This is a genomic window from Ruegeria sp. BE9, assembly GCF_056538765.1.
In genome coordinates, this window is record NZ_JBQFTS010000004.1 from 103,594 (window position 1) to 123,836 (window position 20,243).

18 protein-coding genes are annotated in these 20,243 nt (G+C 57.6%); 13 read left to right on the top strand and 5 right to left on the bottom strand.

The genetic code is table 11. The annotated features are described in order from the left end of the window. Nucleotides 1-82: 82 nt before the first annotated feature. Nucleotides 83-1,501: an allantoinase PuuE gene (puuE, locus tag ACR0EO_RS13225; protein ID WP_480690624.1), complete on the top strand. Its 1,419-nt coding sequence runs from the start codon at nt 83-85 to the stop codon at nt 1,499-1,501. Then, nucleotides 1,498-1,986 (top strand): ureidoglycolate lyase, encoded by a 489-nt coding sequence (locus ACR0EO_RS13230; RefSeq protein WP_480690626.1) that lies wholly within the window; start codon nt 1,498-1,500, stop codon nt 1,984-1,986. The genes puuE and ACR0EO_RS13230 overlap by 4 nt, the downstream gene beginning before the upstream one ends. A gap of 98 nt (nt 1,987-2,084) precedes the next feature. On the opposite strand, the gene ACR0EO_RS13235 is transcribed toward ACR0EO_RS13230, so the two are convergent. The 3 genes from ACR0EO_RS13235 to ACR0EO_RS13245 form a co-directional block, all read right to left on the bottom strand. Further along, nucleotides 2,085-3,071 (bottom strand): type I glyceraldehyde-3-phosphate dehydrogenase, encoded by a 987-nt coding sequence (locus tag ACR0EO_RS13235; protein WP_480690628.1) that lies wholly within the window; start codon nt 3,069-3,071, stop codon nt 2,085-2,087. A 54-nt stretch (nt 3,072-3,125) separates the two neighbouring features. Beyond that, nucleotides 3,126-3,449 (bottom strand): hypothetical protein, encoded by a 324-nt coding sequence (locus ACR0EO_RS13240; protein WP_480690630.1) that lies wholly within the window; start codon nt 3,447-3,449, stop codon nt 3,126-3,128. Between the two features lie 90 nt (nt 3,450-3,539). Continuing rightward, the gene (locus ACR0EO_RS13245) at nt 3,540-4,373 is read right to left on the bottom strand and encodes a bifunctional allantoicase/(S)-ureidoglycine aminohydrolase (RefSeq protein ID WP_480690632.1); all 834 of its coding nucleotides are present in this window, start codon (nt 4,371-4,373) and stop codon (nt 3,540-3,542) included. Nucleotides 4,374-4,549: 176 nt separating this feature from the next. On the opposite strand from ACR0EO_RS13245, the gene ACR0EO_RS13250 reads away from it, so the two are divergent. Beyond that, a complete protein-coding gene (locus ACR0EO_RS13250; protein ID WP_480690634.1) occupies nt 4,550-4,906 on the top strand; it encodes a hypothetical protein in 357 nt (118 codons plus the stop codon). Between the two features lie 7 nt (nt 4,907-4,913). On the opposite strand, the gene ACR0EO_RS13255 is transcribed toward ACR0EO_RS13250, so the two are convergent. Further along, nucleotides 4,914-5,849, bottom strand: a complete 936-nt coding sequence (locus tag ACR0EO_RS13255; protein ID WP_480690636.1) for a 2-hydroxyacid dehydrogenase — start codon at nt 5,847-5,849, stop codon at nt 4,914-4,916. A 126-nt stretch (nt 5,850-5,975) separates the two neighbouring features. On the opposite strand from ACR0EO_RS13255, the gene ACR0EO_RS13260 reads away from it, so the two are divergent. From ACR0EO_RS13260 to ACR0EO_RS13275, 4 genes are all read left to right on the top strand, one after another. Beyond that, nucleotides 5,976-7,211 carry an acyl-CoA dehydrogenase family protein gene (locus ACR0EO_RS13260; RefSeq protein WP_480690638.1) on the top strand — a complete coding sequence of 412 codons (1,236 nt, stop codon included), beginning with the start codon at nt 5,976-5,978 and terminating at the stop codon, nt 7,209-7,211. A gap of 2 nt (nt 7,212-7,213) precedes the next feature. Next, entirely contained in the window at nt 7,214-8,020 is an 807-nt protein-coding gene (locus tag ACR0EO_RS13265) for a thioesterase family protein (RefSeq protein WP_480690640.1), read from the top strand. A gap of 73 nt (nt 8,021-8,093) precedes the next feature. After that, nucleotides 8,094-8,741 (top strand): DUF1007 family protein, encoded by a 648-nt coding sequence (locus tag ACR0EO_RS13270; RefSeq protein ID WP_480690641.1) that lies wholly within the window; start codon nt 8,094-8,096, stop codon nt 8,739-8,741. After that, nucleotides 8,726-9,673 carry a nickel/cobalt transporter gene (locus ACR0EO_RS13275; protein ID WP_480690643.1) on the top strand — a complete coding sequence of 316 codons (948 nt, stop codon included), beginning with the start codon at nt 8,726-8,728 and terminating at the stop codon, nt 9,671-9,673. The genes ACR0EO_RS13270 and ACR0EO_RS13275 overlap by 16 nt, the downstream gene beginning before the upstream one ends. On the opposite strand, the gene truA is transcribed toward ACR0EO_RS13275, so the two are convergent. Beyond that, complete coding sequence (gene truA / locus ACR0EO_RS13280) at nt 9,670-10,437, bottom strand: tRNA pseudouridine(38-40) synthase TruA (protein WP_480690645.1); 768 nt, start codon at nt 10,435-10,437, stop codon at nt 9,670-9,672. The two genes, ACR0EO_RS13275 and truA, sit on opposite strands and share 4 nt — an antisense overlap. Nucleotides 10,438-10,544: 107 nt before the next feature. Between truA and ACR0EO_RS13285 the strand changes: the two genes are divergently transcribed. The 6 genes from ACR0EO_RS13285 (at nt 10,545) to ileS (ending at nt 20,210) form a co-directional block, all read left to right on the top strand. Continuing rightward, entirely contained in the window at nt 10,545-11,957 is a 1,413-nt protein-coding gene (locus tag ACR0EO_RS13285; protein WP_480690647.1) for a YcjX family GTP-binding protein, read from the top strand. Then, nucleotides 11,954-12,409, top strand: a complete 456-nt coding sequence (locus ACR0EO_RS13290; RefSeq protein ID WP_480690649.1) for an N-acetyltransferase family protein — start codon at nt 11,954-11,956, stop codon at nt 12,407-12,409. Before ACR0EO_RS13285 ends, ACR0EO_RS13290 begins: the two co-directional genes overlap by 4 nt. Then, nucleotides 12,402-13,391: a YcjF family protein gene (locus ACR0EO_RS13295; protein ID WP_480690650.1), complete on the top strand. Its 990-nt coding sequence runs from the start codon at nt 12,402-12,404 to the stop codon at nt 13,389-13,391. The genes ACR0EO_RS13290 and ACR0EO_RS13295 overlap by 8 nt, the downstream gene beginning before the upstream one ends. A gap of 54 nt (nt 13,392-13,445) precedes the next feature. Then, nucleotides 13,446-14,156, top strand: a complete 711-nt coding sequence (locus ACR0EO_RS13300; protein ID WP_480690652.1) for a VIT1/CCC1 transporter family protein — start codon at nt 13,446-13,448, stop codon at nt 14,154-14,156. Between the two features lie 264 nt (nt 14,157-14,420). Next, nucleotides 14,421-17,132, top strand: coding sequence for a DUF2339 domain-containing protein (locus ACR0EO_RS13305; protein WP_480690654.1), 2,712 nt, complete (start codon nt 14,421-14,423; stop codon nt 17,130-17,132). 165 nt (nt 17,133-17,297) lie between these two features. Next, nucleotides 17,298-20,210, top strand: a complete 2,913-nt coding sequence (ileS, locus tag ACR0EO_RS13310; protein ID WP_480690656.1) for an isoleucine--tRNA ligase — start codon at nt 17,298-17,300, stop codon at nt 20,208-20,210. The last annotated feature ends 33 nt before the right edge of the window (nt 20,211-20,243 follow it).

Genomic DNA, 20,243 nt, shown 5'->3' on the forward strand with positions numbered 1-20,243 from the left:
GGAAACAGCGTTCGGATTGATTTGATAATCATCAGCACATTTCTAGGATAAACCTGTCAAAAAACTCAGACTGGAAGACACCATGCAGCCACCTCGTTACCCGCGCGACATGATTGGATACGGAGCAAATCCGCCGGATGCCAAATGGCCAGGCGGTGCCAAGCTAGCCGTCCAGATCGTGCTGAACTACGAAGAAGGCGGTGAAAATTGCGTACTTCACGGGGATGCCGCGTCTGAGGCGTTCCTGTCTGAAATCGTTGGGGCTGCGCAATGGCCAGGTCAGCGCCATTGGAACATGGAGTCGATCTATGAGTATGGATCGCGGGCTGGGTTCTGGCGTTTGCATCGGTTGATGCAGGACCTTCCGATTACAGTTTACGGCGTGGCTACTGCTCTGGCCCGTTCGCCGGATCAGGTAGCGGCGATGAAGTCCGCTGGATGGGAAATTGCGAGCCACGGCTTGAAATGGGTCGAACACAAGGACATGGCCGCAGAGGATGAGCGCGCTCAAATCGCCGAAGCCATTCGTCTGCATGCCGAAGTGGTGGGTGAGCGACCAAAGGGCTGGTACACTGGGCGCTGTTCCGAAAACACCGTCAGGCTGGTGGCCGAGGAGGGCGGTTTCGCCTATGTGGCCGACACCTATTCCGACGATCTGCCCTATTGGATGCAGGTCGATGGGCGGGACCAATTGATTGTGCCGTATACGCTGGACTGCAACGACATGCGTTTTGCGACGCCACAGGGCTTCAACTCTGGCGATCAGTTTTACAGCTACCTAAAGGACAGCTTTGACGCACTGTATGCCGAAGGTGAAGCTGGCGCGCCAAAGATGCTGTCGATCGGTCTACATTGCCGCCTGATCGGACGCCCGGGACGGGTCATGGCGCTCAAGCGCTTCCTGGACTACGCGCGCGGGTTTTCGGACGTCTGGTTCGCGACCCGGTTACAGATCGCTGAACACTGGGCGGCGCAACATCCACCCGTACAGCACCCGAAGCCCTCACAGATGGACCGCGAGGCTTTTGTCACTGCTTATGGCGGAATCTTTGAGCATTCCGCATGGATCGCTGAGCGGGCTTATGATCTGGAGCTTGGTCCAGCACACGATACAGCCGGCGGATTGCATAACGCTTTGACGCGTATTTTCCGGTCAGCCACGGAAAAAGAACGTCTTGGCGTACTGACCGCGCACCCCGATTTGGCAGGTAAGCTGGCACAAGCAAAGCGTCTGACGCAGGAAAGCACGTCCGAGCAAGCCTCGGCCGGTTTGGATGCTTTGACGGATGACGAGCGCGCTTCATTCACCGATCTGAACCAACGTTACACCGAGAAGTTCGGGTTTCCGTTCATCATCGCAGTACGCGATCACGACAAGGCGTCCATCCAGCAGGCCTTTCAACGCCGGATCGAGCAGGACCGCGACATAGAATTCGCTGAGGCATGCCGACAGGTTGAGCGTATCGCCGAATTCCGCCTTGGGGATGTACTGCCCTCATGACCCGCAAGATAGTCGCCTTACCGCTCAGCGCAGACGCATTTGCTCCTTTTGGGGATGTGATCGAAGTCGCTGGTGAAGCGGACAAGATTATCAATCAGGGGCAGTGTGGGCGATACCACGACCGCGCGGGACTGGATTTTTCTGACGGCCGCGCGGGGATCAGTTTGTTCAATGCAAACCCACGTGCCTTGCCCTATCGGTTGGATATGGTCGAAAGGCACCCGGACGGCAGTCAGGCCTTTATCCCGATGACCCACCAGTCATTTTTGGTGGTAGTGGCGCCGGACGTAGATGGGCAACCGGGTGAGCCGCAGGCTTTTGTGACTGCGCCGGGTCAGGCAGTGAATTACCGCAGAGGTACATGGCACGGAGTGCTGACGCCGTTACACGGTCCGGGCCTCTTTGCGGTTGTCGATAGGATCGGTGAGGGCGCCAACCTAGAGGAATTCTGGTTCGGCGACCCCTATGAGGTGGTATCCGGCTGATACCGGTTCTCCCGCTTGGTTTTGTCGCATCAAAGATGCTCGGCACCAGTTGGGCCAAGCAGCGCGCGGGCGAGCCCGCCCGCTGCGGGTGCGTGGCTTTAGGGTTGCGCCATTAGACGGGCAACGTCGATCATACGGGCAGAGAAACCCCATTCATTATCGTACCATCCAAAGACCCGAAACTGGTGATCCCCGACCACGCGCATTTCAGGACCTGCAATAACCAAAGATTCCGGGCGGGTTCTCAAATCGGAAGAAACAAGAGGTTGGTCTGTCCAACCCAGCACAGGCGACGCTTTGACGGCGTTGCGAAGTTCTCCTTCAAAGTCTGATGCAGACATGGCGCGATCCAGCGTTACGATCAGATCAACCGCTGAGACGCTGGCTGTAGGAACACGTACAGCCGCGCCCGAAATGCGCCCTGCAAGGTGCGGCATGACCTCATCAATCAAGTGTGTGGCGCTGGTTGTTGTCGGAACCATAGACAAGGCCCCTGCGCGGGATCGAGCGAGATCACCGCGCGGTGCGTCGACCATCGGCTGGCTGTTGGTGTAGCAGTGAATGGTGGTCATATGGGCCGAAGCTATGCCCCCGATGCCATCCAGAACCTTGACCAATGGCGCAAGCCCATTCGTGGTGCAGGATGCGTTTGAAACGATCCGAGCATTTCCCAGTTGGGCTTCGTTGGCTCCAAGGACGATGGTCACTTCGGTGGCGGGTGAGGGGCCTGAGATCAAGACCTTGCCTGCTCCGGCGGTGAGACCCTGACCGGCGACGTCTGACGTACGTGCGACGCCTGTGCAATCCATCAGGACATCAACACCTGTTAGATCCACACGAGAAAGGTCTGGGCTGTGTGTCACAGGGATGGCGTGATCGTTTACAACAAGGGTACCGTCCCCGGTATCAACCGTACCGGGGTAAGGGCCAAAGGTACTGTCGTACTTGAAAAGATAGGCGCAAGTGTCCAGCGGTGCGATGTCGTTGATCAGCACCAGCTCAATATCCTCACCCAGCGGCAAAGCCAGAAGCTGCCGCAGGATCGTGCGGCCTATGCGGCCGAATCCGTTGATCGCAAGTTTCATGCGCAAGCTATGGCAGCGCGTTGTTCAGACCTCAATGGTCGTTTCGACCTGAGATCAGTTGCAGCTGACCTGCGAGAAGAATTGGCCTGAAATGTTCTGGTACATGCTAGCTCTGATCGGCTTGCACCCAGTGGCCTGCTGGATGGCCGCCATAGCCTGAATGGTCCGCAGGCGCGGCGGAGGCCCAAAGGGGTTGAGATTGTTGTTGTCACGCGTGGCGCGATACACGACCGGAGAGTCAGAAACCTGCGTTACGGCCCAAGTACGGCTCATGACAAAAACCGACTTGGTTTCCTCTCTCGCGGCAACGGGTGTCGCCTCAAAAGCCGTCAGGCCAACTACAGCTGCCAGTGCCAGCATCGATCCACGCAGTACCATTGAACAATCTCCAGTGCTAAAAAACCGATGTTATTTCACCAGATTCATGCGGTTCTGTGAACCCCTGAGCAGGAAAAAGCCGTTTTGGGCTCAGCGTTTGGATAAAGTCAGGGGCATGTGCCGGTTCACATCTTTGTAGAGCAGATAGCGAAACCGCCCGGGTCCGCCCGCGTAACAGGCCTGAGGGCAAAAAGCGCGCAGCCACATGTAATCCCCGGCTTCTACCTCGACCCAATCCTGATTTAGACGGTAGACAGCCTTGCCTTCCAGCACATAAAGACCGTGCTCCATGACGTGGGTCTCAGCAAAAGGGATCACGCCACCTGGTTCGAAATTGACGATGTTCACATGCATGTCGTGACGCAGGTCATTAGGATCGGCGAAACGTGTTGTGGACCAGCGTCCTTCGGTGCCGGGCATCTCAACAGGGGCAACATCACGTTCGTTCGTGATGATTGGATCCGGGGCTGGCAGGCCCGGGATGGCCTCGTACGCTTTGCGGACCCAGTGGAAACGAGCTGTTTCTTCTGAGCGATTGTGCAGGGTCCAGTCAGAGCCCGCCGGTATGTAGGCATACCCCCCGGTATCTAACTCATGGACTTTACCACTCAGTGTCAGCGTCACTGCACCTTCGACAACGAACAAAACACCTTGTGCCAGTGGATCGGTTTCAGGTTGGTCGCTGCCGCCGCCGGGCTGAACCTCCATGATGTATTGCGAGAAGGTTTCGGCAAATCCGCTGAGCGGACGGGACAGTACCCAAAGGCGGGTTTTTTCCCAAAACGGCAGAAAGCTGGTGACGATGTCGCGCATCGTACCTTTGGGGATCACTGCATAAGCGTCTGTAAACATGGCGCGATCAGTTAAAAGTTGGTCCTGACCGGGATGTCCGCCTGTGGGCGCGTAATAGGTGGAATTTGCCATGTGGGTGCCTCTGTTTAGTGATTTGGGCACTATGAGCGGATTGTAAGATCTGTCCTAGCGGCAGAGTTCCAATAGGTTTGTTCGGGATAATTTGAAGGTCGTTTGACAGGGCTTGGCCCTTGTCCTTTGCCAGTATAATCTTGAATGCAAATCTATTTCAGCGAGGTAAGGCGATCATGAAAGCCTGGATTTCTTCAACACTAGTGGCAGTAGCCGTATTGGGAATGGCCGCAAGCGTACAGGCGAAACCTTTGTCTCGAATCATCTCAGAAATGGGACTAAGCCCCGAGGATTTTAATGTGGTAAATGCGACCGCGGACGCAATGCTGGCAGGTGGTGTGCCGCAGGTAGGTACAGAACGTGCGTGGGCGAACGAGGCAACCGGCTCCAAAGGCACCATCCGCGTTCGCGACGTCCGTGACAATTGTGTGCACTTACAGCATTTCATTCAGCCTGCTGATGCCGAGGGAACGCGCGAAGTCAGGACCCGCAGATGCCGTGACGCTGGCGGGAATTGGATCCTGACTCCGTAATCCGTCTCTAGTACCCGCGCGCCCGGTCGACTTCGTGCAACAAGGGTGCGCCTGTACTCAGCCGTTGAAAATTCTCGCCTACGTCCGCAAGGGCCTCGCCCAAGTGCCAACCCGACACGTGGGGCGTTATCGTAACGCCGGGATGCGCCCAGAGTGGGCTGTCGGACGGCAGCGGTTCTGTTGATGTCACATCCAGAACCGCATGGCCGGGAATACCCTTGTCCAAAGCTGCGATCAAAGCGGATTCGTCGATCAAATCTCCGCGCCCTGCGTTCAGCAGGCGACTGCCGGGTTTCATGGCTGCCAGCATATTTGCGTCGAACAAACCGATGGTCTGCGGTGTCGATGGCAGGATCGCACAAACATGGTCGCACTGTCCCAATAGCTCTGGCAGAGCGGCATCACCGTGCATACAGGTAACACCGTCAATTTGCTTGGGTGAACGGCTCCAACCCTTTACCTGAAAGCCAACCGCGCGCAGCATCTTGGCACTGCGCGCACCGATGTGCCCAAGCCCAAGAACACCAACGATGGTTTCAGGAGAATAGATTGGTGCCTTGGGCACCCATTCCGCGCGGCGTTGAGACGCCTCATGAAACGCCATGTGCCTTTGGTGGTGCAGAACATAGGCCACAAACCACTCAGCTATGCCCTGTGCAGGCGCGTCGGGTTTCAGACGGGCTATACGAACATGTTCTGGCAGGTTCGGATTGCTGACGATCGTTTCCACTCCGGCCCCCAGTTTTTGCACCAGTTGAAGGTTGGGCAGGCGTTTCGGATGATCATCGCTAAGACCAACAACGGCGACCATCTTGATGTCGCCGGCATCCCCGAGTGTCGCCGGAGTCCGGACATCTAGGTTCGGATAAAGCCGCCGCACCTCTCGGGCGATGTCATCGTCACTGATCCAATCGCTCAGCCCGGTTTCGATCAACAACGCCATCTGCGCCTCCTGTGTTTCATTTTGATTGTATTGACGTTCCGTCACCTAACTGGACATCGTCATCGCAGCTAAGTCATTCTCGGCTCAAAGGTAAAGCCCGGTCGCCGGGTTCGAGGAGGAAAACCCATGAACATGTCATTTGGCTTGCGAGATCAAAGCCGTGCTTTGCTGGACCGGGTGGTGGAGATGATCCGCAACGACATCATGCCGTTGGAACAAGAATACCAGGCCGAAATAAACAAAGGCGACCGTTGGCAGTACACGGCGCGGCAGGCTGAAATCCTTGAAGGTCTGAAAGCCAAGGCCAAAGCGGCGGGGTTGTGGAATTTTTGGCTGACCGATAGCGAAAAGGGACCGGGATTGAGCACGGTCGAATATGCCTACTTTGCGGAAGAGATGGGCAAAACCCCTTTGGGCGCTGAAGTGTTCAATTGTTCGGCTCCAGATACGGGCAACATGGAAGTGTTCGAGCGCTACGGCACCGAGCAGATGAAGGACGACTGGCTGAAACCCTTGCTTGAGGGTGAGATTCGGTCGGCTTACCTGATGACCGAGCCGGATGTGGCCTCATCTGATGCAACGAATGTCGCCATGTCCTGTGAGCGGGACGGGGATCACTATGTTCTGAACGGTGAAAAATGGTGGTCTTCTGGCGCAGGTGATCCGCGCTGCAAGGTTTACATCGTGATGGTGCGTACTGCGGGAGACGAGCAGCCTAAACACAAACGTCAGTCAATGATTGTCGTTCCGGCCGATGCCCCGGGCATCGAGGTTCTGCGCCCGATGGAAGTGTACGGGCACGACGATGCACCGCACGGCCATATGCATATACGTTTCACGGACGTTCGGGTGCCTGCCGAAAACATTCTGTTGGGTGAGGGACGCGGTTTCGAGATTGCTCAGGGTCGTCTTGGGCCCGGGCGTATCCACCATTGTATGCGCGCCATTGGTCAGGCCGAAATCGCTTTGGAGCAGATGTGCAAACGGTCCCTTCAGCGTGAGGCGTTTGGTAAGAAGCTGGCGCAACTAGGGGCAAACTACGACATCATCGCTGAATGCCGGATGGAGATAGAAATGGCCCGCCTGCTTTGCCTGAAAGCGGCCTGGTACATGGATCAGGGGGATGCACGCGCAGCTGCCCCTTGGATTAGCCAGATCAAGGTGATTGCACCTCGGGTTGCACTAAAAGTGATCGATGAGGCCGCGCAGATGTTCGGCGCCCAGGGTGTGAGCCAGGATACACCGTTGGCCTCTGCCTGGACCCATGTAAGGACTCTGCGACTTGCAGATGGTCCTGATGCCGTGCACCGCCGTCAGGTGGCGCGGGCCGAGCTAAAGAAGCATACACAGGAGAAGGTGTGAACATGGCTCTGGAGCCTGCTCCGAACCGACCGGCGTATTTTCACCTGCGTGACGACGGAGCGTTTGTTGCTAACGATCCAGCGCGCGGTCCTTGGTCAGCCGATCACTGCCACGCAGGGCCGGTGAGTGGGCTGATCGTGCGTGCAGCCGAAACCGAAGTTGGTCCTGAAAAAATGCTGACACGGCTCACGGTAGATCTGCTGCGCCCTCTGCCATTGGCAGGCTTGCGTGTGGCCGCAGAAACGACTCGTCACACGAAAACGCTGGCGACAACGCGGGTTACGGTTCACGATCTGGACGATACCTTGTGTGCCACGGCGACGACCATGCACATGGTTCGTCGAAATCTCGGGCCCGTTCCGAACATCGAAATGCCTCCACCACGGCTGGATGATGCTGTGGCTGGTCCTTTCCCCATCGGGGAAACACGTCACGACCTTCCTGGTTTCGCCAACCATTCGGATATCTTGTACCCTAAAGGGGGTAGTCAGGGCGCTGGGCCGAAAACCGTCTGGATGCGTACCCCCGCTTTGCTAGAGGATGAAGCCCAGTCGCCAATCCAAGCGCTATGCCCGTTGGCGGATTGCGGCAACGGTATCTCATGGAATGCACCGACAACCGAGATGGGCTTCATGAATACTGATCTGACCGTACAAATTCACCGAGAGCCAGAGTCGGATTGGTTGGCATCGGACTCGGTGTGTCACTGGCAGCCATCTGGCATCGGTATGTCGCAGTCCGTTCTTTATGACACGCAAGGACCAGTTGGCACGGCACTGCAGACGCTAGTTCTGTTTCCTCCCTCCTGATCTACGGGCCGGTTTCTGCAGGTTCAGAGGAAAACGCATTGCCGGTGGTGGACGTACACCCTATCTTTTGCCCATGCGTTGGATTGCGACCTTACTAACCTGCTGCCTGCCGATCCCGGTTATGGCTCACCCGCATGTCTTTATCGACACCGGGCTAGAGTTCATCGTGGATGAAAATGGTCAACTGACTCATGTCCGTGTGACATGGGCATATGATGAGTTCTACTCGCTTCTGGTCTTGGAAGACATGAAGCTGGATCAGGACGCAGATGGTGTTCTTACTGAAAGTGAAGAGCAATTTCTGGCGGGTTTCGATGCGCAGTGGGTCGAGGGGTATAATGGCGATCTGGTCGTCTGGTCGGAAGGCGAACCCGTGACGCTGTCTGGTCCGCTGGAACCCAGCGCAACTACTGAGGATGGGCGTATCGTGTCGTCGCATCTGCGCGCGGTCGAAGGCGGAACTATACCGGCCTCTGCTTTGACGGCTAAAGCTTTTGATGAGAGTTATTACACTGCCTACGAAGTGACACGTCCGGTGACTGTAAAGGGTTCTCAAGACTGCGAGATAAAGCGGGTCGATCCCGATATCGACGGGCAACTTGCGCAGATGCAGGCGTTTCTGCTGACTCTGGATGCCGATTACGATCTAGAAGAAAATGATATCCCGCTTGTCGGGGAAAACTTTGCGACCGAAATTTTTGTTACATGTCCAAATACCTGATCGTTCCTGTATTCATCGCCATTGCTTTGCTGCTGTGGTTTTGGGGTAGCGGTGGTTTTGACCACTTGGCCGCTTGGGCCGCTGGCGAGCAGCGGGAGTTTCAGAACCAGATCGCGCGATCATTGCGCGCAGCAAGGGCCGAACAGCCCGAAGCCGTCGCAACGCTGCTGACAGTCTGCTTCGCCTATGGGTTCTTTCACGCTATCGGCCCGGGGCATGGCAAAGTGCTGATCGGCGGGTACGGCTTGGGTCGCCGTGTGGCGTTTCTGCGTCTATCCGCGATCAGCGTGCTATCCAGTTTGGGGCAGGCGGTGACTGCAATCGTTCTGGTCTATGCTGGGGTGCTTGTATTTCAAATGTCCCGCGAGAGCCTTGTGGGCACCACCGAGCAGGTCATGGCACCCATCAGTTACGGAGCCATCGCCGTGATTGGCCTGTGGCTGGTTTTTCGGGCCCTTCGCAGCTTTGCGAAACGACACCGCAGCGAAAAAACCCCCCACGATCACGCGCATGGCCACCATCATCATGACCATGATCACCACCATCATGACCATGAGGATGGGGTATGTTCGGATTGCGGTCATCGCCACGGTCCAACCGCCGAAGAGGTGGCTCAGGTCGGCAGTCTGCGCGAGGCATTGTTGTTGATCGCCGGTATCGCCGCGCGCCCCTGCACGGGTGCTTTGTTTGTTCTGATCCTGACATGGCAGATGGGCATTGCGATGGTCGGCATTGCCGGTGCGTTCGCAATGGCACTGGGTACGGCTACTGTGACGACTCTAGTCGGATGGACATCGTTTGGTTTGCGCGGTGGGTTGCTGGCCTCGGCATCAGCCACCCGCTTTGCAGGAGTTCTTGCACCGACAATCGAACTGGTAGCGGGCTTGCTGATCGCCGTGATCGCGGGTGGTCTATTGCTCCGTGCGATCTAGCTGAACACAGGTTTTGGGTATCCGACCCGTGCGAGGTAAAGGCCTTGCGGCGGACAAACCGGACCGCAAGCTGCACGATCGGTAGCCTCTAACGCGTCCCGCACATCTTCGGGTGCCCATGATCCGGCGCCTACACGCTCTAACGTTCCGACAAAACTGCGGACCTGATTGTGTAGGAAAGAGCGGGCGCGAACGTGAAAGCGCACCTCGGGACCGGAAAAACCTTCAACCTGTTCGACGCGCAGTTCGTCCAGCGTTTTCAGAGGGCTGGCAGCTTGGCAAATAGAGGATCGGAACGTGGTGAAATCATGCCGCCCGATCAACATGTCCGCTCCGGCCTGCATTGCGTCAACATCAAGATGGTGATTGATTTGCCAGACTTGCCCTGCGTCGTGGGTTGCCGGGGCGCGGCGCATCAGGATGCGAAACAGATACTGACGCTCCACCGCTGAAAATCGGGCGTGCCAATCGTCATCTACCCGAACGGCTTTCACAATCGCGACCGGCTGCGGTTTGAGATGATAATTCAACGCTTCAGACAGACGAAACGGGTCCCACTCTTTGGTCAGATCACAATGCGCGACCTGACCTAACGCATGGACGCCGGCGTCGGTACGCCCAGCTGCGGCGATGGTGTGTTCGCCGGGTTGAATGCGCGACAAGGCTTGTTCGATTGCCCCCTGAACCGACGGCAACTCCTTTTGCCGCTGCCATCCGGCAAACGGTGCTCCTTGGTATTCGACTTTTAGCGCGTATCTAGGCATGAACCGCTGGTATCGCGCCGCGTGACGCTGGGCAAGAGTGGGAAAGCGCTGGTATGTCTGCCGACCTCTACCTATCTTGAGCGAAACGATAAAAGCGGGGCGACAATTTGGTCATCTCATCCCTGGCAGACAGTCTTGTACGCGGAGTCGAATCCGTTGGCGATCGCGTTTCCGAAGCACTTTTCGAGCCAGTAATACGTCTGGGCGTCACGGGTTTGGCGCGATCGGGTAAGACAGTTTTCATCACCTCCTTGGTCGCGAACCTGCTGGATCGGGGGCGGATGCCGGGTCTTGTGGCGCAGCAAGAGGGGCGGATTAACGCCGTCTATTTGCAGCCTCAGCCAGATGATACGGTGCCGCGTTTCGACTATGAAAACCACCTTGCCGCTTTGACGGGGCCGCAACCGCACTGGCCGGATAGCACCCGTGCAGTGTCTGAACTACGTCTGTCCTTCAAGGCGCGGCCGGCTGGGTTACTGTCGGGGCTTCAAGGGCCGCGGACTGTGCATTTGGACATCGTCGATTATCCGGGTGAATGGTTGCTTGATCTCGCACTGCTAGAAAAGTCCTACGAGGATTGGTCGTCGGAAACCTTGGATCGTATCGCCAGGCGTTCTGAGGCAGCGGAATTTCTTGACCAAGCCAAAGCAACGGACGCAGCAGAAATTCATGATGAGCCCAAAGCGCAGGCTCTGGCAAAAGCCTTTGCAGATTATCTGAATGCGGCACGGGATGCTGGATTCTATGACTGTACACCCGGGCGGTTCTTATTGCCCGGCGATCTTGAAGGATCGCCTGTTCTGACCTTCGCACCGCTACCAGTCGATGGTCCGGCCCCACGACGCAGCCTGCACAAAGAAATGGCCCGGCGGTATGAGGCGTATAAATCTCAGGTGGTTAAGCCGTTCTTTCGGGATCATTTCGCCCGAATTGACCGCCAGGTCGTTCTGGTTGATGCGCTGGGCGCAATTCACAAGGGACCACAGGCTGTTGAGGATATGCGCCGCGCCATGGCCGATATCCTTTCGGCCTTTCGACCGGGGCGAAACGCGTGGCTTAGCCAGTTACTCTTGGGAAAGCGGGTTGAACGCATCCTGTTTGCAGCGACCAAGGCTGATCATTTGCACCACACGCAGCATCCTCGCCTGACCCACATCATGGAGGCCCTCACACGTGACGCTCGAGATCGGGCTAGCTTTGCTGGGGCAGAAACGGCTGCGTTGTCGTTGGCGGCACTGCGCGCCACAACCGAAGAAATCCGGACGCATAACGGTACAGAATTGCCCTGCGTGCGCGGCACCTTGCTGGATGGAAAACAGGCGGCTTTCTATCCCGGGGATTTGCCCGAAGACCCGGCGCATCTGTTGGGGCCCGCGCGAAATGGAGCGGATAGTTGGCTGGGTGAGGATTTTGGGTTCATGTCCTTCGCACCGGCGCATCTGACACTGCGTCCCGGCGACGGCCCTCCGCACATTCGATTGGATCGCGCCGCGCAATTCCTCATAGGAGATCGGTTGTGACCGTGACTCTTCGCCCCGCCCGCAGCACAGATGCCGGTGCAACCGGAGAGATTTTGCACGGCTTTGCGCGAGAGCACGATTGGATGCCCGAATTACATTCTCGGGCCGAAACCATAGCTTTTTGTGGGCGCATGATAGAGCAGGATTGGGTTACTGTCGCAGAGGTTGATGCCAATGTCGTTGGGTTCCTGGCCCTGAACGGTACTGAGGTTCATTCGCTGTATCTAACGCCCGAAGTGCGCGGTCAGGGGATCGGCCAAAGCCTGTTGGATAATGCCAAGTCCCAACAGAAGCGGCTGTCTCTCTTTGCTTTTCAGGCCAATCACGGTGCGTGCAGGTTCTACGAACGCAACGGGTTCGCCGAAGTCGCCCGCAGTGATGGGGCTGACAATGACGAAAACCTGCCGGACATCAAATATGTCTGGCTTGGGGAAAGGGCTGTAGATGGCTAAAGGTCCGGTTCTGATTGATCTAGATGCCGAGGAACCGAAGGCGGACGTGGCTCAGGCCCCGCCGGTGCCAGACATTGAAACGCCTCAGGGGCAGGCGATGCAAACAGCGGTTCGGTTGGCAGCCCGAAAACCCTCGGCTCTGTCACGCTGGTTTTGGGGCCTCGCACTGGCAGTGGTCGGTGCGGTTGTGTCGGTCGCGGCGTGGGATTTCGTCAATTCCTTGCTGTTGCGTGCGCCTATTCTGGGATGGGTCGTGACCGGGTTGATCGGCGCGCTCGTTTTGGTCGCGCTGATCATCGCAATCCGAGAGCTTGCGGCTATCGGACGGTTGTCCCGCGTGGATGGAATGCGACGCGCGGCAGACGATGCGCTGGCCGCTGACGATCTGGCACAGGCGCGCGCGGTCACCAATCGGCTGATCGCTTTCTACAAAGGTCGGGAAGAAACGCGTTGGGGTCGCGAGCGGCTGTCAGAGAGGATCAGTGAACAGTTTGACGCTTCGGGCCTGCTGACATTGGCCGAGGATGAGTTGTTGGCGCCATTGGATCAAGCTGCCAGCCGTGAGGTCGAGGCCGCCGCGCGGCAGGTTGCAACCGTTACCGCGTTGGTACCGCTTGCGTTGGCTGATGTGGTGACCGCCCTAGCGGCCTCGTTGCGGATGATCCGTCGGGTGGCCGAAATATATGGGGGGCGTGCAGGGTTTCTGGGCAGTTGGCGCCTGACCCGGGCGGTCTTTGTGCATTTGGTTGCAACAGGCGCTGTAGCAGTCGGTGACGACTTGTTGGAGCCGGTGCTGGGTGGATCTGTCCTGAGCAAGTTATCTCGGCGCTTTGGGGAAGGGCTGGTCAACGGAGCCCTAAGTGCGCGGGTTGGTGTCGCTGCGATGGAGGTTTGCCGTCCGTTGCCGTTTTCCGACCGGCACAAGCCCTCGACACGGGGAATGATAAAACGCGCCCTAAGTGGATTGTTTTCGAAAACTTGACCTGACGCAAAGTGCCCCAGCTTTGGCCCATGCATATAGGGGGTGGAGCCAGCCATGCCCGAACACGGACACAGCCAGCAGGAAATAGCCGCGCGGATTAACTCTCCGCCGGGGCGAGGTGTTCTGCGCGACGTGGTGTATGGTGGAATTGATGGATCGGTCACCACCTTTGCCATCGTGGCCGGTGTCGCAGGGGCAGGGCTGTCACCTTTCATCATCGTAGCTCTGGGTTTGGCCAATGTTCTGGCGGACGGTTTTTCGATGGCCGCCGGAAATTACTCGGGCACGAAAGCCGAACTGGACAATATCCGCCGCATTCGCGCCATTGAGGAACGCCATATCGCCTTGCATCCTGATGGGGAGCGCCTCGAAGTGCGCGAAATTCTGGCGCAGAAAGGTTTGTCAGGCCAGGTGCTGGAAGAGGCGACCGACGCGATAACCGCAAATCATGACAACTGGATCAATCTGATGATCGAAGGAGAGTATGGTTTGGGCAGCGTTGATCCGCATCCGCTTAAGGCGGCGATGGCAACATTTCTGGCATTCCTCGTGGCAGGCATGGTGCCCTTGTTGCCTTTCCTGTTTTCGGTTGACCGGGCATTTGTCGTTTCGGCCTGGATGACCATGGGTGTGTTCTTTGCAATCGGAGCATTAAAGAGCCGTTGGTCGCTGGCTCCTTGGTGGAGATCGGGTTTTGAAACGCTCGCAATCGGGGGCGCAGCAGCATCGATAGCCTACATTGTTGGATCTTTGTTTCACCCGTAGGTCAAAACTGTCGCAGCTCACGCAGGCGGCTGCGGATGGCTGCACTGTGTTACCAGACTCTCATTTTGCTTGTTCCGCACATGGTTTGCCTGTGGGTTTCCGGCCTTTGCCGCCGTTTTGATGATCATTTGGGTGATGATCACCAGACCGGCGATTGTGTGGATTTGGCCAAAGGTTGGGTTGCGCATAAATCCGCTGCAATTTCTGACTGTTACAGAATGTACGTCTCGGATAGCCTGACACGGCAACCGCTCGGAGCCCCTTTTGGAACCACTTCTTGTTCTTATCGGTTTGATTGTGCTGGCCATTCCCGTGGCCATAATCGTTCTGATTGTCGGGCAAGTTCGCCTGAGCCGGAGAGTTCGACAGCTAGAGACGCATATTCAATCATTTGGCGTCGATATCCCTACAGCCACGACGCGTCGCCAGCCTCCAAAGCCGACGGAACTGCCAGACAGAAAGTCAAAACCTGCACCTTGGTCAGCGCCCAAAAAGCAAGATGCCAAAGCAGAAGACTCAGACGAGGTTTCGCCTCATCTGCAGTCTCCTCCTGCAGCTGTTGTTTTCCGCGAAGATCGCCTTGCTGCGCTGACTGGCTGGCTGCGTGAGAACTGGTTCTATGCCGTTTCGGCTCTCTCGCTGGCGTTGGCTGGTATTTTCCTTGTGCAATACGGGGTCGAAAGCGGCCTGTTGCCCCCGACTGCCCGTGTCGTTGCCGCGTTGATCTTTGGCGCGGCGCTGATCGTTGCAGGAGAAGTCATACGACGCAGGTTTGGTGACGACGAAAGTTCAGCAACCGCTTACTTGCCGTCGGTCTTCTCTGGTGCAGGTTTGGTGACGTTGTTTGGCGGCATACTCGCCGCTCGACAACTGTATGACTTGATAGGGCCAAAGGCTGCACTGGGCGCAATGGTTCTGGTTGCGCTCGTGGGGCTGGTTCTGGGGTGGTTCCACGGCCCTCTGTTGGCCGCGGTCGGGCTTGTCGGCGCCTTTTCAGCCCCTTTCTTGGTCGGCGGAACCTCTGAGGATCCGAGCTGGCTTTATGGCTATTTCTTTGTAGTCGCCGTTCTGGGGTTGGGGATCGACACCGTGCGGCGCTGGGCTTGGATTTCGCTCCTGGCGCTATTTGCATCATACGCGGCGACCATTTTGCTCGTGGCGGGATCTCCTGACACGCAACCGGCTTTCCTAGTTTGTGTAACTGCTTTGGCTTTGGTTGCGGTTGCGATCCCCAATCGGAGGATCTGGCCCGATCACGATGGATCGACAGTATCTGAAATAGTTCGACGCAAGAAGGGCGAGCCTTGGCCTGAGTTTCCCACTCGTTTGGCTTTTGGCTCGGTTGCGGGCAGTTCTGTTCTCCTCACTGTCTTTCGGGCGACTTCAATAGCCGATTTCTGGCTGTCAGTGGTTTTATTCGTCCTTCTTGTGATTGCCTTGATCGGATGGGCCAGGGATGCGCGCGCCCTGCAGGATACGGCTATTTTCCCTTCGATGGGCCTGATTAGCTATGTCCTGGCAGAAGGCATGTACCATGGTCCTGCCGAACGCTTGTTTGCGCAGACTTATGCGGAAACGGTTGAGGCTGACGCTCCGATGGCGGTCACCGTCCTTGTTGCAATCGGTGTTTTGATTAGCGCGTTGGCAGCCTGGCGATCTTTCAGGGCAACCCAGTACAAGGTGGTCTGGGCCGGAGCGGCGGTCGTGTTTGCACCCGCCCTGTCCATCGCGCTTGAGCTTAGCTGGCACCCCGCCAATGTAATCGGAGCCTACCCTTGGGCTCTGCATGCAATCGCATTGGGGGCAATGATGGTTGTGCTTGCCGAAAGGTTCGCGCGCGCAGACGGAGAGAACCGGACGCGCCCCGCTTTGGCCGCTCTATCCGCAATGTCTTGTCTGACCTTCGCCTGCGTAATCGTGTTAAGTTCGGCGGCATTGACCATCGCTCTGGTTGCAACGGTGGTTGTGGCCGCTGCGCTCGACCGGAAATTCACCTTGCCCCTGATGAGTTGGTTCATTTGGGCCGGGGTTTTCACGGTGACCGTGCGTTTGGTTCTGAACCCTGGTCTGGAATGGGCAGATTCTGCACCACTTACGGAAGTCGCCTTGGTTTATGCGACAGCCACGGTTGGATTCATCATCGGTTGGGTATTGCTGCTGCCGCTCGATCGACCGATTGCCAAGATGCTGTTGGAAAGCGCCGCTTGGGCAACTGCTGGGATTCTATTCTCGCTGCTGTTGCTACGCTGGTTGGAAGGACTTGGCGAAGGCGGAGCCAGAGACAGCCATTGGGGCCTAGGCCTTTTGTCGGTGATCTGGTTACTGCTGGCCTATGCTCAGGTTCAGCGTTTTGAACTGGGTGGCAGGTTGAACTTTGTGCGCTATCTGCTTGCTGCGTTTTTCGCGGGTCATGGTCTCTGGCGTCTCATGCAGGCGCTGACAGTGGCAAACCCTGTGCTTACTGCACAGGCTGATCCAGTTCTGGGACCGCCAGTTTTAAACACGCTCGCGATTGCCTATCTGTTACCGGCGATGGCCGTTGCGTTTTCGGCTTGGCGGATTTCTTCGACACCACTGTGGCTTAAGCAAATCAGCTTCGGGGTCGCCCTGACCCTGTCCGTAGTCTGGCTGGGGATGACCATTCGGCACGTATGGCAAGGTGCAGGCGGAATGTATGGAGGCAACGGAGTAACTCAGCCCGAGCTTTACACCTATACCATGACCTTACTGGTGATCGGCGCTGTTCTTTTCTATCAGTCGCTGGCTCGCCGCTCGGACCTTATGCGCAAGGCTGGGTTGGCTGTAATCGGTTTGGCCGTAGCTAAAGTATTCTTGATCGACATATCGGGTTTGGGTGGATTGATCCGGGTGTTCTCACTTCTGGCTTTGGGGTTGGCGCTGGCCGGGTTGGCTTGGCTGAACCGGTGGGCCAAACTGCGCCATTCGCCGCACGGGCCGGAACCTCTGGACCATTGATGGCGGTCGTCCTATAAGCGCGGCCATGTATGCCCGTTTGGCCATCATTATTCGAATTATATCCCCGGCGCTCTGACCCTCTGAGACGCCGGGCAAAGGTGTTTGAGACTTCGCACCGACCGCTTCGATCCATACGACGACCAGATCATCCAAAGGACGCCCCCAATGTGCGCCGACACGATCCAGACACCTGATTACAAAGACACGCTGAACCTGCCCAAGACCGAATTCCCCATGCGCGCTGGCCTGCCCAAGCGCGAACCCGTATGGCTGGAACGTTGGGAAACCATCGGCGTCTATGACCGCCTGCGTGAAAAAGAGGGCCGCGCGCCCTTTACCCTGCACGACGGCCCGCCCTATGCCAACGGCCACCTGCATATCGGTCACGCGCTGAACAAGACCATCAAGGACATGATTGTGCGCTCCCATCAGATGATGGGTTTTGACGCGCGCTATGTGCCCGGCTGGGACTGCCACGGCCTGCCCATCGAGTGGAAGATCGAGGAGCAGTACCGCAAGAAAGGCAAGAACAAGGACGAGGTTAACGTCGTAGACTTCCGTCAGGAGTGCCGCAAGTTCGCCGAGGGCTGGATCGACATCCAACGCGAAGAGTTCAAGCGCCTGGGCATCACTGGCAATTGGGTCGATCCCTATATCACAATGGACTATCACGCCGAGGCTGTGATCGCCGATGAGTTCATGAAGTTCCTGATGAACGGTACGCTCTATCAGGGCTCGAAGCCTGTGATGTGGTCGCCCATCGAAAAGACCGCTTTGGCCGAGGCCGAAGTCGAGTATCACGACAAGGAAAGCTTCACCATCTGGGTGAAGTTCAGGGTCGTGAATGCGGGCGATCTGGATGACGCGTTTGTTGTGATCTGGACAACGACCCCGTGGACCATGCCGTCGAACAAGGCTGTGGTTTACGGCAAGGACATCTCCTACGGCCTCTACGAAGTTACCGGCGCGCCCGAGGAGTGCTGGGCCGCGGTGGGCGACAAATTCCTGCTGGCCGACAATCTGGCCGCCGATGTGCTGGGCCGCGCGCGTCTGAACGACGACCAGTGGACCCGCGTTCGTGACGTGACCACCGATGAGTTGGCAGGCGTCCAACTGACCCACCCGCTGGCCGGGGCCGAGGATGGTAATGGCGAATGGGACGACATCCGCGATTTCCGCGCCGCTGAGTTTGTGACCGATACCGAGGGTACCGGTTTCGTCCACTGCGCGCCCTCGCACGGTATGGAAGAATTCGAACTCTATCGCGATCTGGGTATGCTCGAGCAGGTCATCACCTATAACGTGATGGACGACGGTAGCTTCCGCGCTGATCTGCCGTTTTTTGGCGGCAAGTTCATCCTGTCCCGCAAGGGTGGAGAGGGTGACGCGAACAAAGCTGTCATCGACAAGCTGGTCGAGGTCGGCGGCCTGCTGGCGCGTGGCAAGATCAAGCATAGCTATCCTCATTCGTGGCGCTCCAAGGCTCCGATCATCTACCGCAACACGCCGCAGTGGTTTGCCTCGGTCGATCGCAAGCTGGACGATGGCATGGGGGAAATGGGCGACACCATCCGCGAACGTGCTCTGCGCTCGATTGACGAGTTGGTGAAATGGACGCCGCAGACCGGTCGCAACCGTCTGTATTCGATGATCGAGGCGCGCCCGGACTGGGTTCTGTCGCGTCAGCGCGCCTGGGGTGTGCCGCTGACCTGCTTCACCAAGAAAGGTGCGCTGCCCACCGACGCGGATTACCTGCTGCGCAACGAAGAACTAAATGCCCGCATCAAGGCAGCGTTCGAAAAAGACGGCGCTGATATCTGGTATACTGACGGCTTCAAAGAGCAGGTGTTGGACGGCATCGCTAACCCCGCTGACTACGATCAGGTCTTCGACGTGCTGGACGTTTGGTTCGACTCAGGTTCGACCCATGCCTTTGTGTTGCGCGACCGTGAGGACGGCACCGAGGACGGCATCGCCGATGTCTACATGGAAGGCACCGACCAGCACCGCGGGTGGTTCCATTCGTCCATGCTGCAGGCATGTGGCACCAAGGGCCGTGCGCCGTATCGCAACGTGGTGACCCATGGCTTCACGCTGGATGCCAAGGGCAACAAGATGTCCAAATCGCTGGGCAATACCATCGTGCCAGAAGAGGTCGTCAAGCAATACGGTGCCGATATCCTGCGTCTTTGGGTAGCTCAGACCGACTATACCGCTGACCAGCGGATCGGACCTGAAATCCTGAAGGGCACCGCCGACAGCTATCGCCGCCTGCGCAACACCATGCGGTTCATGCTGGGATCGCTGGCGGACTTCACCGAGGCCGACCGTGTCGCGCCCGAGGAGATGCCGCGTCTGGAACGCTGGGTGCTCAGCCGTTTGGCCGATCTGGATGAACAGGTCCGCAAGGGTTACGCTTCGTTCGACTTCCAGGGCGTGTTCAGCGCTGTGTTTACCTTTGCTACCGTTGATCTGTCGTCCTTCTACTTCGACGTCCGTAAGGACGCGTTGTATTGCGACGGCGACAGTCTGCGCCGCCGCGCTGCGCGTACCGTGCTGGACATTCTTTTCCACCGCCTGACCACCTGGCTGGCTCCGGTTCTGGTCTTCACCATGGAAGAGGTCTGGCTGGAACGTTTCCCGGGCGACGATAGCTCTGTTCATCTGGTGGATTTCCCGGATACGCCGGCTGATTGGCGTCATGCCGAGCTGGAAGAGGCTGTAGCCAAAGTCCGCCGCGTTCGTCGCGCCGTAACCGCGGCGCTGGAAGTTCAGCGTCAGGACAAGGTGATCGGATCCAGCCTTGAGGCTGCTCCGATCGTGCATATCGAGGATCAGGAGACCCGTGATCTGCTGGCGACATTCGACGTAGATGACCTGTGCATCACTTCGGGCCTGACTGTCACGGCCGATCCGGCCCCGGCCGAAGCCTTCCGTGTGCCAGAGATTGAAGGCGTCGCAGTCGTGTTCGAAAAAGCTGACGGTGAGAAGTGCCAGCGCTGCTGGAAAATCCTCCCTGACGTGGGGCGCCACGCCCACGCAGGTGTCTGTGGACGCTGCGATGAGGCGCTGAGCTAATCGATCAAACCCTCGGCCAACCGCCGGGGGTTT

What these genes read in the sequence shown, in the direction of transcription:
- puuE (WP_480690624.1), top strand. Translation starts at nt 83, where the DNA reads ATGCAGCCACCTCGTTACCCGCGCGACATGATTGGATACGGAGCAAAT.
- ACR0EO_RS13230 (WP_480690626.1), top strand. Translation starts at nt 1,498, where the DNA reads ATGACCCGCAAGATAGTCGCCTTACCGCTCAGCGCAGACGCATTTGCT.
- ACR0EO_RS13235 (WP_480690628.1), bottom strand. Translation starts at nt 3,071, where the DNA reads ATGAAACTTGCGATCAACGGATTCGGCCGCATAGGCCGCACGATCCTG.
- ACR0EO_RS13240 (WP_480690630.1), bottom strand. Translation starts at nt 3,449, where the DNA reads ATGGTACTGCGTGGATCGATGCTGGCACTGGCAGCTGTAGTTGGCCTG.
- ACR0EO_RS13245 (WP_480690632.1), bottom strand. Translation starts at nt 4,373, where the DNA reads ATGGCAAATTCCACCTATTACGCGCCCACAGGCGGACATCCCGGTCAG.
- ACR0EO_RS13250 (WP_480690634.1), top strand. Translation starts at nt 4,550, where the DNA reads ATGAAAGCCTGGATTTCTTCAACACTAGTGGCAGTAGCCGTATTGGGA.
- ACR0EO_RS13255 (WP_480690636.1), bottom strand. Translation starts at nt 5,849, where the DNA reads ATGGCGTTGTTGATCGAAACCGGGCTGAGCGATTGGATCAGTGACGAT.
- ACR0EO_RS13260 (WP_480690638.1), top strand. Translation starts at nt 5,976, where the DNA reads ATGAACATGTCATTTGGCTTGCGAGATCAAAGCCGTGCTTTGCTGGAC.
- ACR0EO_RS13265 (WP_480690640.1), top strand. Translation starts at nt 7,214, where the DNA reads ATGGCTCTGGAGCCTGCTCCGAACCGACCGGCGTATTTTCACCTGCGT.
- ACR0EO_RS13270 (WP_480690641.1), top strand. Translation starts at nt 8,094, where the DNA reads ATGCGTTGGATTGCGACCTTACTAACCTGCTGCCTGCCGATCCCGGTT.
- ACR0EO_RS13275 (WP_480690643.1), top strand. Translation starts at nt 8,726, where the DNA reads ATGTCCAAATACCTGATCGTTCCTGTATTCATCGCCATTGCTTTGCTG.
- truA (WP_480690645.1), bottom strand. Translation starts at nt 10,437, where the DNA reads ATGCCTAGATACGCGCTAAAAGTCGAATACCAAGGAGCACCGTTTGCC.
- ACR0EO_RS13295 (WP_480690650.1), top strand. Translation starts at nt 12,402, where the DNA reads ATGGCTAAAGGTCCGGTTCTGATTGATCTAGATGCCGAGGAACCGAAG.
- ACR0EO_RS13300 (WP_480690652.1), top strand. Translation starts at nt 13,446, where the DNA reads ATGCCCGAACACGGACACAGCCAGCAGGAAATAGCCGCGCGGATTAAC.
- ileS (WP_480690656.1), top strand. Translation starts at nt 17,298, where the DNA reads ATGTGCGCCGACACGATCCAGACACCTGATTACAAAGACACGCTGAAC.